Origin of the sequence: Brevibacillus antibioticus (assembly GCF_005217615.1) — a bacterium.
GTDB classification, from domain to species: Bacteria; Bacillota; Bacilli; order Brevibacillales; family Brevibacillaceae; genus Brevibacillus; species Brevibacillus antibioticus.
In genome coordinates, this window is the sequence record NZ_SZNK01000001.1 from 6,053,909 (window position 1) to 6,068,980 (window position 15,072).

The 15,072-nt window shown below is 40.3% G+C and carries 12 protein-coding genes and 1 pseudogene; 8 read left to right on the forward strand and 5 right to left on the reverse strand.

Annotation, left to right across the window (positions count from 1 at the left end; translation table 11 throughout):
• Positions 1-332 precede the first annotated feature (332 nt).
• Positions 333-1,025 (reverse strand): hypothetical protein, encoded by a 693-nt coding sequence (locus E8L90_RS29180; RefSeq protein WP_137033019.1) that lies wholly within the window; start codon positions 1,023-1,025, stop codon positions 333-335.
• A gap of 283 nt (positions 1,026-1,308) precedes the next feature.
• Here E8L90_RS29180 and E8L90_RS29185 point away from each other — a divergent pair, with 283 nt between their 5' ends.
• Positions 1,309-1,629 carry a M23 family metallopeptidase gene (locus tag E8L90_RS29185; RefSeq protein WP_137033020.1) on the forward strand — a complete coding sequence of 107 codons (321 nt, stop codon included), beginning with the start codon at positions 1,309-1,311 and terminating at the stop codon, positions 1,627-1,629.
• Between the two features lie 572 nt (positions 1,630-2,201).
• On the forward strand, positions 2,202-3,350 hold the full coding sequence (locus tag E8L90_RS29190) for an RCC1 domain-containing protein (RefSeq protein WP_162309128.1): 1,149 nt from the start codon (positions 2,202-2,204) through the stop codon (positions 3,348-3,350).
• A 1,206-nt stretch (positions 3,351-4,556) separates the two neighbouring features.
• Here E8L90_RS29190 and E8L90_RS29195 read toward each other — a convergent pair.
• The gene (locus tag E8L90_RS29195) at positions 4,557-5,294 is read right to left on the reverse strand and encodes a hypothetical protein (RefSeq protein ID WP_137033023.1); all 738 of its coding nucleotides are present in this window, start codon (positions 5,292-5,294) and stop codon (positions 4,557-4,559) included.
• A gap of 410 nt (positions 5,295-5,704) precedes the next feature.
• On the opposite strand from E8L90_RS29195, the gene E8L90_RS29200 reads away from it, so the two are divergent.
• Together E8L90_RS29200 and E8L90_RS29205 are read left to right on the forward strand one after the other, a co-directional pair.
• Positions 5,705-6,718, forward strand: coding sequence for a hypothetical protein (locus E8L90_RS29200; protein ID WP_137033025.1), 1,014 nt, complete (start codon positions 5,705-5,707; stop codon positions 6,716-6,718).
• 907 nt (positions 6,719-7,625) lie between these two features.
• A complete protein-coding gene (locus E8L90_RS29205; RefSeq protein ID WP_137033026.1) occupies positions 7,626-8,231 on the forward strand; it encodes a hypothetical protein in 606 nt (201 codons plus the stop codon).
• 192 nt (positions 8,232-8,423) lie between these two features.
• On the opposite strand, the gene E8L90_RS29210 is transcribed toward E8L90_RS29205, so the two are convergent.
• Positions 8,424-9,314 (reverse strand): discoidin domain-containing protein, encoded by an 891-nt coding sequence (locus E8L90_RS29210; RefSeq protein WP_137033028.1) that lies wholly within the window; start codon positions 9,312-9,314, stop codon positions 8,424-8,426.
• 296 nt (positions 9,315-9,610) lie between these two features.
• Between E8L90_RS29210 and E8L90_RS29215 the strand changes: the two genes are divergently transcribed.
• The 3 genes and pseudogenes from E8L90_RS29215 to E8L90_RS31180 all read left to right on the forward strand — a co-directional run bounded on the left by E8L90_RS29215 (position 9,611) and on the right by E8L90_RS31180 (position 11,347).
• Positions 9,611-10,813 (forward strand): FG-GAP repeat domain-containing protein, encoded by a 1,203-nt coding sequence (locus tag E8L90_RS29215; RefSeq protein ID WP_244297458.1) that lies wholly within the window; start codon positions 9,611-9,613, stop codon positions 10,811-10,813.
• 18 nt (positions 10,814-10,831) lie between these two features.
• Positions 10,832-10,921: pseudogene (locus E8L90_RS31175) on the forward strand (HYR domain-containing protein); the annotation flags it as partial.
• Between the two features lie 198 nt (positions 10,922-11,119).
• Positions 11,120-11,347 (forward strand): HYR domain-containing protein, encoded by a 228-nt coding sequence (locus E8L90_RS31180; protein WP_279633717.1) that lies wholly within the window; start codon positions 11,120-11,122, stop codon positions 11,345-11,347.
• A gap of 64 nt (positions 11,348-11,411) precedes the next feature.
• Here the strand turns inward: E8L90_RS31180 and E8L90_RS29220 are convergent, their stop codons facing one another.
• Complete coding sequence (locus E8L90_RS29220) at positions 11,412-13,229, reverse strand: APC family permease (RefSeq protein WP_137033030.1); 1,818 nt, start codon at positions 13,227-13,229, stop codon at positions 11,412-11,414.
• 188 nt (positions 13,230-13,417) lie between these two features.
• Here E8L90_RS29220 and E8L90_RS29225 point away from each other — a divergent pair, with 188 nt between their 5' ends.
• A complete protein-coding gene (locus tag E8L90_RS29225; protein WP_137033032.1) occupies positions 13,418-14,011 on the forward strand; it encodes a YdeI/OmpD-associated family protein in 594 nt (197 codons plus the stop codon).
• A gap of 77 nt (positions 14,012-14,088) precedes the next feature.
• Here E8L90_RS29225 and E8L90_RS29230 read toward each other — a convergent pair whose 3' ends face one another.
• Positions 14,089-14,910 carry a DUF2785 domain-containing protein gene (locus E8L90_RS29230; protein ID WP_137033034.1) on the reverse strand — a complete coding sequence of 274 codons (822 nt, stop codon included), beginning with the start codon at positions 14,908-14,910 and terminating at the stop codon, positions 14,089-14,091.
• Positions 14,911-15,072 lie beyond the last annotated feature (162 nt).

The window sequence follows — 15,072 nt, forward strand, 5'->3', positions numbered from 1 at the left end:
ATTACGGATTATAGGAAATTACTATGCGATGAAACCGACGCCTCGGAGCATTGACGTAATATGCGCTTGTAGCTATGCCTAGTTAAGTGGATCGATCAGAACGGCAGGAGAATTAAGTTTGTGACTGATGAAGATAGCCAATGGATATCGATGGATCATGTAACGGCTGTAAAAGCTTAGTGAGGAGGAAGCCCTAAAAACGCCATGCCAGAATGCATTCAAGAAATAGCAAACCCGTCTCTTTTTTAAGTAGACGGGTTCTTTACTGTGAAATGGTTTTTTGTATCAGGAATCTGCGAGTACACAAAACGTACACTTTATTTTACATAGGTTTACTTTGTATCGACCGGTTTCATATCGATCATTTCTAAAATTTCATCATAAGTCATTTTATTAATCACATTGTAGTCAAGTGCCCTAAGAATAAATTCACGACGTAATTCCTCTTGTTCATTTTTAGGCTCAGGAAGACTTTCACCAATATCCAAAGTGTCGAAACGAGGATTAAAGGTTTCCATATTGTCGTCTGCATTAAGTTCTACCCAAACCTCTTTCGATGAGCCGTCATTTAGTGTGAGAAGGTAACATGCTTTTACGAGATAACCGTCATCATCGGGATTTCTTTCAGCCATAATATTCTTTACATGTACTTCCTTTGCGGGAAGGATGCCTTTTTTCTGCATATCCAAGTATGTTGCGAGCTCTTTATGGGTTGTAGATAATTCTTTCTTTACTCGTTCTTTTTCTTCTGGGTGTAAATTCCAAGTGAGATAAAAATAAGTATTCAATAAATCCTCTTCATTCTTTTGTGTAAATAAATGATGCCATTCAATCGCTAGTATTTCCGTCATTCGACTTAAGGTAGTGTCGTGGTTCTCTAATCGATCAAGAATTTCTAGCTTTTTATTATAGTCTACAGATTGAGGCTGGGGACTTGCTGGCATGGATGACGCATTGTTACTAGTAGTACAGCCAGCTATTGAAACGACAGAAAGCACCAAGAATACTTTTAACTTTTTGTACATGTGAATTCCCACCTTTTACCATAATAATATCTAAATTGATTGACGATTATTTGAATGATTAATATAATCTTAATAGTAATAATATCCGTATATTGAAAGTTATGGAAGTACAAAGAGGTTAAAGGTAGGTATTCTTAGTCTAGCTCTCGCAATATCAGCAGTTGTCAGTACGGGAAATGGAACAGCTTACGCATCAGGCATAAATCCATATGACGATTTTAATTGGGATTGGGTTACTACTGATACTAAACTAAGTAGGGGATATTCTGAGGATCATAAAGGAATGGATATTGCAGTAAATAAAGAGCCTGTATATAGTCCTCAAAAAGGAACAGTTTTAAGTGCAGGTTTTTGGTTAAGTGCAGGTAATTATGTGGCAATTGAAACAAAAGATAGAGATCCTGACACAGATAAAAAGCTTGTAATTAGGTTTCTCCATCTAAAATCCAAATCTGTTTCTACAGGTGAATCTGTAAGTAGAGGAGAAGAAATTGCGGTATCTGGTAATACAGGTACAGCAACTACTGGACCTCATTTGGAAGATCAAACAGTACCAAATTTTAAAAAGGCTTTTAATATCTCAGATGAAAAAGAAAAAAATTAAAGCAAGAAGCTAGGGAATAGCCGCAGAAATTAGATAACCCAATGCCAAATGTAATAACAATATTATTAAGAAACAACCCGTCCCTGTTTTGAGGAGACGGGTTTACATGATTAATAACAATTAATGGTTACACAAGAGTATGTACGGTGATCCTTGGAAAGAGCAGAGGTTTGCTTGGGATTGATCGGGGAAAGGAGGCGGAGATTATCCGCCTCTTTTTTGTTTTCATGGGCTTACACTTGGTGACACAAGTTTACACTTCCGGCGTTTTCAGCGAGCAAAGAAATATTCGGTAAAATAGAATTAGAAAATCAATAACTAGGGCAGCAGCAGGAGTTTATACCACTGAAAGTCCAGACCTGAAAGCGAGGGATGTAGTGCATTACACAGCAGATTCACTGAGAGGAGGATGGAATTCTAAGAACTTTGCAAGCGCGACATAACTGTGCTGTTTTAAAAACTTATACAAGGAGCATCAAAACAAATACAAATTATCATTAAATGGAAGTCTTTAGCATATTCGGATGATAGTAAACAAAAAAATATTAAATCATAACTTAAAGGAGATAATCATGAAAAAGATGAAAAAATTATCAGTAAGTCTTCTAGTTTCCGCTTTGCTGTTGATGCCTGTTGGACAAGCATTTGCATGTGAAGATCACGAAAAGATTGAGTTGGTAAGTGCTGGTAGTTATCACTCACTTGCTCTTAAATCAGATGGAACAGTATGGGCTTGGGGGCATAATTTATTCGGACAATTAGGGGATGGCTCTACTAAAGAGAGTACAGTCCCAAAACAAGTGTCTGGACTAGGTAATGTTATAAAGATTGATGCAGGTTCTGGATCACATTCATTGGCATTAAAGAATGATGGAACAGTATGGGCTTGGGGGGCTAATGGACAGTGGCAAGTTGGTAGCCCAAGTGGGAGTGCGGTAACTACACCTACTCAAATGGTAGGACTTGATGAAGTGAAAGATATTACGGCGGGATCGCAATTTAACTTGGTGTTGAAAGAAAATGGAAGTGTATGGGCTTGGGGGAAGAATGAACTAGGGCTAGGCGACGAAGCTTTAACTAAGGCTTCCAAGATTCCTGTTAAGGTAGCAAATCTAGATGATGTGAAAAAAGTCAAAGCAGGGAGTTCCCATTCTCTTGCGTTAAAAAATGATGGAACTGTATGGGCATGGGGAGACAATCAATACGGCCAATCTGGTCTGGGGAAAAATACTTATAATTCAAAGGTACCTGTGCAAATCGAAGGAATGACGGATATTATTGATATTTCAACAGGTTACAATTATTCCTTGGCCTTGAAAAGTGATGGGACAGTATGGGCTTGGGGAGAGAATTCATATGAACAATTAGGTATTAATAAAAAGACCACCCAATATACTCCAGTACAAGTTATGAATCTTGAAAATGTAACAGAAGTTGAAGCTGGTAGATATTACTCTTTTGCCAAAAAAGAGGATGGAACAGTATGGGCGTGGGGTAGCAATGGACATGGAGGATTTGGTAATGGAGAGATAACTAATTACTCCTTACCGGTTGAAATTACTAATTTAAAGGGTTATAAAACTTTATCGTCTGGAAATATTCATTCTTTGGGTGTAAGTGCGGAAGGAGCTGCTTTCGGATGGGGAGGCAATTCTTTCGGACAAATTGGAGATGGAACTAAAAATATCCAAAAACAACTAATTAAAGTTTTAGGTCAATAAATCTATCTAAAGGTTACCAAACATCGATCCCCTTCAGAGTGGTTCGGGGAATTCTTTCAGTATAAATAGTGTCTTAAAAAGTGCGAGGCACCTGCCTGTTTTACAGGAGGTGCCTCTTCGTGTTATTTGGTATATTCCATAACTTGTGATTGTCAAACGGGTGGGATATACAACATTTGCTCTTACGACGAAATTCATAAGGGCAAAGTAGAAGATGCTAGGAGCGATTTAAGAGGGGCTCAAGCTTGGTGTTGCTTTGGTAACGTGGGAAATGATACTTCCTTTAATTGCTGAAGGGGCAGCAGGTGCTGTTCTTACTTACAAAATTTATGATTCCAGTACATCGGGAAGAGAAGATTTAGAAACTACATCTAAAATACTAAAGTATGATATTACTCCATACTAATTAATGTTAAGCGATCCGCAGTTAAGTAGTTTTTCTGCGGATCGTTCTTAGATTATAATTATTTTTGGAAGGATATAGGCTCATACTTAAAAAGAAAGGATGGTTAGTCAATATGGTAGCCATCATATTTGTCGTATGCACCTTGTTGTTTTTATTGCCCGTATCATTGTTAATTTTCAAAAAAAATAAGAACCAAAAAGAAATAGTTGCTTATATTGTATTGGCTCTAATAATGTTACACCAAGCCATCGATTCGTTTGGGAAAATGAACCAATGATATCATTGAAACGAAACCATAAATATGAAGTGTAAAATCCTTGCTGAAAAAAGGGTTTACTTATATGGCTAGAAAATAACCCGTCCCTGTTTTGAGGAGACGGGTTTAAGTGTTTAATAATCACTTAATGGTTACGCAAGCATATGTACGGTGATCCTTGGAAAGAGCAGAGGTTTGCTTGGGATTGATTGGAATAAAAAAGAGGCGGGAAACCGCCTTAATTCGTTTCAAATGAAATAAATTTGCATGGTACCCTTCGCCCAGGACCGCCAACAGCTTCACCATATGTATCGAGTACGCTTCTGGAGAATACAGTTTGCATGATTACTTTCTCGTGCTCAAGTTCAATGATGTCCTCGGTGGCGAGTGATAACGATCCAGGAGTGAGAGAAGCAACTCACTACGCAGCGAACGCTTTGCTTGACGCATTAGGTATCCCCAAATAATAGTGAAGCCCTCCTTCAGAGCAAACTGAGGAGGGCAGCACCCATTAATACCTTCAGATTAATTACTTATTGAGAACTTACCTTTTAAAAAAGTCTTTAACCTTTTCAACAGCATCTTGTGCTTCTCTTCCAATTCGATCTGAGATACTTTCTTTCCTGTCCTTCTTATCTTTTGAGTCTCTTATTTCTTTAGCAGTTGGCATAGAAGCATAAGGTTCGAAGGGAGCAATGAATTTATCTTCAACTGCTTGTGCAATAGCTTCTTTGGTTCCCTTTGTTTTGGAAATGTTGTCGTAATGATCATAAATGTTTTTTGCGGTTTCTGCTGCGACCCCTACTACAGCACCAACGCCTGCGCCTTTAATAGCTGATCCTTTGGGATCAAAGGGTGCAATGCGTGGAGCAGCTGTTGGACCATTTTTATTAACAGCAGCCTTCTGAACTTCTACCCTATTCTGATACTCTTTATAGCCACGCCATACTCCAGAAGCGCCTCCAGGTATAGCAGCACTTCCTGCGGTAGATAGTAAGTTAGAGCTTTTATTATCCGTTTTATTCTCTACTGGAGTAGCAGTAGGCTTTGACGTTACCGGCACCATACTTGCTGCTGTTCTTGCCGCAGCACTAATTTCAACTTTATCTTGAATAGTATTTTGCACGGATGTCTTCGATGCATTTGTATTATTTTCTTGGGTACTACTAGATGTTCTGGATGTTTTATTTGCTTCTGCTTGAGTTTTCGCATTTGAAGCTAGAAGTCGTTCATGTCTTTCCTCTCTTCTAGTTTCATTACGCTCGCTACGTGATATACCCACTTAAAACCCTCCAAATGCTTACAAATTTTACTTGTTAATATTATATTACGATATATTTTTAATAAAGATAAATAAATCGACATATTTTGATAGTTTTTGACAAATTATCCCTTCGTCTTTCGGCTTTAGTTGATAAAGGCAGCCATACGAGATTCGACAAAATTTTTAAAAGGAGTGAAAATTTTAATGTTGTTTACAATTTGCGAATCTAATATTTGAACATCTAGCGTGAACGTTACCTAATAGAGAGTGGTGTCTAACAGTCTGGAGAGGAAGAACGCGCAAAATACATTGAAAAATCTGTGAAGGGTGTTTTTGTCTTTTAACTGCAAAAAAATGAAGTTCATTGTCACGAAATCCCTCCAGCTGGATCAAATAAGTGATCTGAAAATAGAAGGGAAGTCAACGAAATGAAAAAACAAACGTTTTTAGCCGTTAGTATAATGACATTGCTGTTGTCAGCAGTAGTTCCATTTGCGAGCATGCCAGCACCAGCTTATGCAGACACGCAGACGCAATTGGCCCCGGAACCAATGAAGAAACTTGCACAATTGGACAAAAATGTCGTAGAGGCTGCCAAACAAGCCATGCAGAAGGAGGCGGGCAGTCTGCCGATCGAGTTGGATGAGATTACAGGGATGAACGCCGATTGTTGGGCGATCTCAGCCAAAGACAACAGAGGCGAGGTTCTGGTTACCAAAAAAGAGGGAACGGTCGTATCTGTACATGTTAACTTCAAGTTCAGCGAAGTGGCTACAGATTTGCAAAATACTGTCATGAGCACGTTGAAAAGCATGGATGGCACACAGGCTTTTACATTTGATAAGGTAGATCGAAACAGCTCGGATGTAGAAAACAGTTGGGTGTTTAGGGGGGAGAATGTAACGGCATCCATCGACGCGACAACAGGGAAGCTCAGCTTTGTTTCGATAAAATATACAAGCCAAAAAATGAACCCCAAGGAAGTCGATGCAGCGCAAAAGGCAATGAAGACACTATCAAACGGAAAAGTAACAGCATTGCACCCTGAGGTCTCGCTCCTGAAGAATTCGGACTATCACTTGGATCAGGTGTGGAGCTTCATGGATCGTGACCGTACACATAGTGTCTTCATCGGGGCGAAAACAGGGAAAGTGGTTTCAGCTATCATGTACAATGAATTTAGAGATAGCAACTATGTTTCGGACGGAGATATTCCAAAAGTGTTTGCCAAACCGTTCTATACGAAAGAAAAAGCGATTTCTGCCGCTAATCCAATGGTGAAGAAAATCTTTAATATGGATTTAACAGGATACAATGTTTCAACGAAATACAACGAGTATACCTTTACGAAAAAGGGAAAACCGACCGTTATAGCATCGATCAATAAAAAAGGGGTTTTTTATGATTTTACCGTCACTCCGGAAAACGGCATGATCAACTAGATCGTTGACCCCAACAGGATGTGGAGGTTCGGTCGATGCTTGTCTACACACGGGCAGTTGGGCTTTTTTCTACGGTTTAGGGAAACCAGAAACAAGAGTGCAACAGTTCTTGGGGCGGCACGGGAAGGATCAGCAGTGGCTATGTGCTGCTGCACCAATCAATCCCCCCTCCCTCGGTTGGAAGGAAGGTATTGAGGACACTTCGGGTGCTTGATCCGAATGGAAAAGAGAATGAATTCTGGACAATGTAAAACGCCCCGTTAAATGGAGCTTTTGTAATTGGTACCTTGGGATTGGCAAGGTGACCCTTGGAAAGAGCAGAGGTTTGCTTGGAATTGATTAGAAATGAAGAGGCAGACATTTCCGCCTCTTCATGCGTTTTAAATAGGCGAACGGACGTGCATAGTTGTTACCGAGGATCATAGTAGTAAAGAGCCCGCTAGGCTTAGTGTCTTAGCGGGTTGTTCTTGTTTTTACGGTGAGATCACAAGAGAATTGTTTTTTTTGTTTGGCAAGAAAAAAGGGGGCGTTGGAGAATTTCGAATCTGGAAAGAGGTAGGAGAATACCCGATTTTACATGTTGTTATTTCCATTAACTGTAACATAGAGTAAATTAGTCTTATTAGGACCTTTTTCTGTAACCAATGTAGCCTACTCGGAATGAACGAGGGGTGATGCATTCATTGATACCTATATCACTGCTTCAGTATCAGATGAGAATCTACTAGGTGCTGTTACCGAAGCTATAGAAGACTATGAAGGTATTTCTGGAGCTAATAGTAACTATGATACATCCAATGTGTCTTCTTCCAATTACAATTTGAGGGTTACTGCAGGTCAATATGATCCTACGACATTAGTCGAAAATAATTGATCCTGAAAGTACGAGGAGAAAGCAGGTGGAGTCATGAAAAAATTGATTGCTGTTTCTGTTGCTACAATTGCTTTGTTGATAGGAGGCGCATTTTCCTATAAAGAATTAAACACTACTGAAAAAGATTATCGAGTTGTTATAAATCAGGCCGATTTTATTTTGTTTGAAAATATCGAAGAGGTTGAAAAGTACTCGGGCTATATAGTGCAAGCTGAATTTACTGGAAAGAGATCGTTAAAAGGATGGAATCTTGGCGAAGGTGATGTAAAAACTGCTTCAGAGTCCGAAGTAAAAATACAGAAGGTTCACAAGGGAAGTCTTAAAGAAGGAGATACAATCTCTGTATATGAGCCTGCTTATTTCGAGGGAGATGTTTTTGATACAGTGGAAGGCTATAATCTCATGAATGAAGAAGGTACCTACGTATTATTCTTGAGAGATACAGGTGATAAAGCGGGATATGCAATTATTGGAATGTATCAGGGTAAATATGATATTAGTGCAGGTATGCAGAATACAAAGGCTAAAAAAGCACAACCAACTGATACGTACCGTAGTTTAGAGGAAAGTGAATATTTTGGTAAAAATGTTGAGCAGTTTAATAAATTGAAGAAAGAAGTTCTAGAGAAGTATAATTAGCTATTAGTTAAATGGTTGCCTCCGAATTATTCGGGGGCTTTTTTACGGTTGTTACTATGTGGATAAGCTACAGACGAATTCATAAAGATCATTACCTACAGATATGTTGGCGTTCCCCCTACACACTAGCAGGCGTCAGCGTCTTCAAAAATTTGAGGCACCTTCCTGTTAGATAGGAGGTGCCTCGTCGTGTTATTTGGTATATTCCATCACTTCGAACGATTGAATCTTACTGAATGCTACGTAATCTTTTCTAGAAGTAAATGGTCCCTTGTTAAAGTCCTTATCGAACATATATGTTTCTTTGCCATGTCCGTCTGCACGGCCATTGTACCAGACGATGAAGTCTTGTACTTCAGATGCAGATAGTTCAAATTCTTTCTCGAGTCCACTGATCATTTTAATAACAAGAAGAGCATCGTCACCAGTTGGATTTGGTTGTGGTTCTGGTTGTGGTTCTGGTTGTGGTTCCGGTTCCGGTTCCGGTTCCGGCTCAGGCTCAGGATTGGGAGTGGAATTGACTTTCTCCATCATTTCCATTTCGCCAATAGTCACAAACTTTCGAGAACCGTTGTTCGCGGTAATATTAATACGGTATTTGTTAAACGAAGTCTGGTTCGAGAAAGTAAATTCTTTTATTTTACCCATTGCCCAATCGGTTACACCAGTTTGAGTATCAAGAACTACCCAATTTGTTCCATCCCAGCCTTCAAACGTCCATGTTTTCGGTTGCTCCTTAACACCATCAATATTATTCTTTCGCGGTTTAAGTGTATATTTTTCGATTTTTACAGGATTATTGAATTCATAGGCTACCCAGCCTGTTAAAGCACCTTCAGCACTGCACCAACCGTACATTGCATCGGAATCATCGAAAGCATGAAAAGGTTGATGATTGTTCACACTCCAAATACTACTAGCAGTAACAGTTCCACTAGGAGCAGTATTGCTTGTCATAGTAGGGATCAAATCCCCAGAATAATGATCTTCTTCTGCAAGCACAATTCCCTGACCAGAAAATAAAACAGAAAACATAAGTGCAAAGCTTAGAAACGGTTTGGTGATTTTTTTTGCAAAAATCATTATGGTCCTCCTTTAATTTCTAAAAATGGATAATTACCCTTAGGAATATATTACATTCTGATGTTTTGGGCAAAACAGTAAAAGGAATAAATTCAAGTATAAGGAACAATCGGTTAAAAAAATCAATATATGCTCAAAAAACAACAAACCCGTCCCTGTTTTGAGGAGACGGGTTTGCCTAAACAGCAATATCAAGATCAAAGGCATTTGCATAGTATGCACCACGTGCATTTTTTATCCTTTATTGTTGATAAGGAATGGCTGACTGTATTTCTACAAGAAAGGGTGAATCCAATTTGGCTTGCCCATTTTTTCAGCCCGCAGTCGAATATGATACGGGAGGGACATCTCCATCCAGCATTACATCTGCTGACTTTAATGGAGACGGTTTAATAGACCTAGCCGTAGTGAATATTGGGTCCAACGATGTTTCTATTCTTATCAACAACGGTTCCGGCGTGTTTTCCGTATCGCAAACGATAACCTTCAATACTTTGTTCCCTGGGTCTTTATTAGGGCAAATTGCAGCAGCAGATTTTAATGGAGATGGCCACATTGATTTGGCTGTAACGGATCAAACTCCCAATGACCGCGTTTTTATCCTTTTGAATAACGGGGATGGCACCTTTGCTGCACCTGTAGCTTATAGTACAGGTGTGTTTCCTGCTGTTTCGCAATCTTTTGCTATTGCTACAGGGGACTTTGATGGTGTAAACGGTGTGGACTTAGCTATAGCAAATGTAGGCCAAATTACAGGAACTAGCTTCATTACTGTCTTGTTGAATAATGGATCAGGTGTATTTACCATGGCGCCAGGAAGTCCTTTTGCCACTACCCCTGGTTTGGCCCCTTTTGATATTGTAGCGGCCGACTTTAATGGGGATGGCAAGCTTGATCTGGCCACTGCCAATCGGGACACGAATGATATAACGATATTTAACGGGAATGGGGACGGTACGTTCCAAACTCCTGGAGTGAGTTTCTCTGTACTTCCAGGGGGATCATCCCCCCTTAGCCTTGTAGCAGCTGACTTAAATGGTGATGGGTCTATCGATATTGCTGTCGCTAATATTGCTACGAGTAATGTAACCGTCTTTCTAAACAATGGATTCGGTTCTTTTACAGAAGCAGCAGGGAGTCCCTTTCCCTTGGGCACTGATGCCTTTCCTTTTGATATAACAGCGGCGGACTTTAATTGTGATGGAGCCATTGATTTGGCTACCCCAAATGCAGGTTCTGATAACGTTTCTGTACTTATAAACAACGGGTCAGGAGGGTTCTCGACTCCCTTTCAATTCCCTACAGGAGCAGGTCCTTTCAGCATTACAGTAGCTGATTTTAACGGAGACGGAAGAGTTGACATCGCTACTGCAAACGAGGATTCGGGCAATGTTTCTGTTTTGCTAAATGGCTGCGTGCAGCCACCAACCTGCCCGCCTGACATGGTAGTACCCTGCCCGATCGTAAACTATCCAACACCTGTTGCCACCTGCCCCTGAGTCACAGTTACCTGTTCTCCGCCTTCTGGCTCCCTTTTTCCAGTGGGGGATACTGTTGTCACCTGTACAGCACAAGATATATTTGGGAATACGGAAGTATGTTCATTTACCATCACGGTTATTGACGAGCCTCCAACCATCACTTGCCCTGAGGATATCACAGTCCCTGTTTTACCAGGGCGAACTTCCGCTACGGTTACCTATGAAGTCACTGCCACTGATACTTGTGGGGTAACCTCGATTACCTGTCATGGGATGACACGGTCCTTTTCTCCCCCTGCCCCCATTGCAGTTGCAACTTTTACCATGGACTTTCCTGTAGGAATGACAATGCTCACCTGCACAGCCAGGGATCAGTCAGGAAATACGGCCTCATGCAGCTTTGTGGTTACCGTCACCTTTGGAGCCCCCAATAGTATTCAACCGGAAATCATTCGCGTAAAAAAAGTGTATGATTGGGTTGTCCTTCAATCTAATTTTAGGCTCATACTGGATTTGAATCAGAGTCGTGATGATCAAGGTAATCAAAAATGATGGAACCCGTCACCTTACAAAGGGACGGGTTTTCTTCGTTGTGTATGGCTTAATGGATACTGCTTCATTTCTTTAACCGATATGGAACCGTAGCAATTTTTACATCTTGGCGGGCGAATAAATACGCGCGGATCAATAGACTCGTCTGGTTATGAAGTAAGTTATGCCACCAGCGCTTGGTAATAAACTGTGGAATCATGACAGTAACGTGGTCCGTTTCTGCCTTTTTCCACTCAACCGTATCAATAAACTTAAACAAAGGTCTGATGATACTGCGATAATGTGAACGCAGGACAATCAAACGTACTCCGGGATTCCAGAGATCCCATTTTTCCTCCATTTTTTTCATGTCCTCATCACTGAATCCGACGTAGACCGCGACAATGTCGTCTGATAAGGATTGTGCATAACTAATGGTGTTTTTCACAACCTGCGAAATCCCAGCCACAGGAATAACGATGACACTCCCTTTTGGTTCGGGTTTGTCTGTTTCCATATCAAGTCGTAACTCATCTGCCAAATCTCTATAATGCTGATTGATCTTCCTAAAGATGAAGATGACGATAGGCAGGAACACAAAAATCGGCCATACTTGTGAGATTTTTGTAAGTAAAAAGATGAGGCAAATGGTAAGGGTCGTTAGCATTCCTACCGTATTGATAACAAAAGGGAGTAGCCACCCGGGGGGTTTTAGGGAAATCCAGCGTTTCATCATTCCGGCTTGTGACAAGGTAAACGGTATAAAAACCCCAAGGGCATATAAAGGGATTAAGTTTTCCGTTTCTCCTTTAAACGCAATCACTAATAGGGCGGAAAGAATAGCCAAGAAAATAATCCCGTTTGAAAACCCAAGACGATCTCCCCGAACCATGAACATATTTGGCATAAATCTGTCCTTGGCAAACATAAAGGCGAGTAAAGGAAAGGCTGCAAAAGCAGTATTAGCGGCCAGGAATAAAATAAGTGCTGTAACAGCTTGGATCGAGTAATACATGATTCCTCGTCCAAAAACAGCAGAGGCGATTTGAGATACCACAGTCTCCTTTGGATTTGGTGAAATACCATATAAATAAGCCAACAGGCTAATGCCACTGAACATAACACCGAGGATGAGTCCCATCATCATAAGAGTCAATGCTGCATTTTTCGGTGCGGGGTCCTTGAAGTTTGGAATCGCATTGGATACGGCTTCTACCCCTGTTAATGCCGAACACCCTGAACTAAACGCTCTCAAGAGCAGGAATAAAGTTATACCCGGAACAACTGCCCCATATTCGGGGGGATGAGCTTGAACATTTCCAGCCAACCATTGAAACCCGCCGCCAATAATCAATACGAGAATAGCGGCAACAAACAAATAGACAGGGTACATTAAAATCGTTGCCGATTCTGTTATTCCACGTAAATTTAATACCGTTACGGTTGCAATCATGAACAAGGCAAGAAGAACGCGATGTTCATGTAGTACTGGAAATGCTGAGGTAATAGCGTCTGTAGAAGCAGACGTACTCACAGCAACTGTTAAAATGTAATCCACGAGCAAAGAGCCACCTGCAACTAGTCCAGTAGTGGTTCCCAAATTTTCCTTTGCGACAATGTATGCTCCACCACCAGTTGTATAAGCAAAGATGGTTTGGCGGTAAGACAAAATGAGGATGGTTAAAAGCCCAACAACCGCAATGGATATGGGGATAGAGTACCACATCGCTACTGCACCCAAAGTAATTAGCACGAGAAGAATCTGTTCTGTTCCGTAAGCGACAGAAGAAAGAGCATCTGATGAAAGAACCGCCAAAGCTTTCACTTTATTTAACTTTTCTTCGGCAAGTTCACTTGATTTCATAGGTCTACCGAGTAAAAATCGCTTGAATTCTGAGATCATGTGTATTCCCCTATCTGACATTTCCCGTTAGTTTTCCCTCTATCACAATAAAATTACTCCATTCATGAAGGTCAAAAAGAAAACCGTTTTTTGTCGGAACCTGAATAAATGATGATAGAATAATACAAATACCATAATGTCAAAACTAAAAATGGACATGACACCAACTAGATGAGGGGTGTTCCTTGATGACAACAAGTAAAACGAATCCTAAGGTTGATGAATTTTTAAGCAAGGCGAAAAAGTGGAAGGCAGAATACGAAAAGCTGAGAAGTATTGTTCTTGATTGTGAGTTGACCGAAGATTTTAAGTGGATGCATCCTTGTTACACGTTTGAGAAAAAAAACATCGTTTTAATACATGGATTTAAAGAATATTGTGCGCTTCTGTTTCAAAAAGGTGCCTTGTTAAAGGATCCTCACGGGATTCTCATTCAACAAACGGAGAATGTACAGGCTGCGCGGCAGATCCGGTTCACCAATGTAGAAGAAATCATGGAAATCCAATCCATTCTAAAGGCCTATATTCAGGAAGCCATTGAAGTTGAAAAAGCCGGTTTGGAAGTGGACTTTAAAAAGCATGAAGAATACATCATTCCAGAAGAATTGCAAAATAAATGGAATGAAATCCCTGCCTTGAAAACTGCTTTTGAAGCATTGACTCCGGGACGGCAAAGAGCCTACCTTCTTCATTTTTCAGCACCCAAACAAGCCAAAACACGAGAGGCAAGGATTGAAAAATGTATGCAACAAATTCTCGATGGAAAGGGATTAAATGATTAAGATATTTGATGAAGAAATGGCGAAAAAGAGGCGGGAGAACCGCCTCTTTTTTGATTTTGTTTGCGTTTCATTAGATATCAGGAATAGTATACTTTTTCTATTTTAAATAATGTCTGCTCGATGGTTGGGCAGAGATCGGCATCTCCTTTGTAAAATTTCAAGCGGAAGTACAAGCTCTTCAAAAAATTCTTTATATTGATTTTTTGTTTAAAGGCAGGCAGAAATTCGGAACTCTTATCCACATCACCAAAACTTTGAATCCATTGCTCTACATGACTCTGGCTGAGCATTTTTCTATTCAGAATGCTAACAATGGCTGTTACCATTCTCTCATCTTCCCCATCGGAGTAAATTCGATCGGTTATGGTCACCTTTTCGTAAATCAAATCGAGGATGGTTATGAGGTCACTTTTATCCAACTCGGAACATTGAGCTAAATCGTCTAATGCATCCGCTGCATGGGCTATGGCATGAGCCCAGCCTTTTTCTTCATCATATCCTCGGTAATCTCGCTCTTCTCGTACGGTGAAAAATACTTTCTCTTTTATCTCATGGATGTTCTCGCTGGAGAGAAAGGGTGATTCTCTATGTCGCATGAGGAGTAGTGGTATGACTAGCATAGAGAAAGAGCGGGTAAAGACAGAGTCTGCATTTGTTTCACCAAGCTTAAAAAGCAAATGGTTTTTATCTAGAATGATTGGTATCAGTTGTTCTAGTTCGTTTGTGGTTAGCGAATTACCAGGAATCCAATGTGATAAGGTTGTATAGATGAGGTCATCACGTAATGTGGAATCCAAAGAACCAATTTCGTTTATCATTTCTAATACGAATGGAAATGTATCGGATGGTGCTTGGTAGCCATTTTCTTTTATGAATAGTAGCTTTTCTTTTACAGTCATTTTACACGCCCCCACACTTTATTTTTCGAACTGACTTTGTGGATTTACTTAGTCATTTTTTATTTCGACATAAATAAGTGATCAACCTCCAAAACATGGGAAGTTCTGACTGTGGTGGGGTGAGAGGTAGCAAAAAAAATACGAAGAGAACCGAACCTTTTT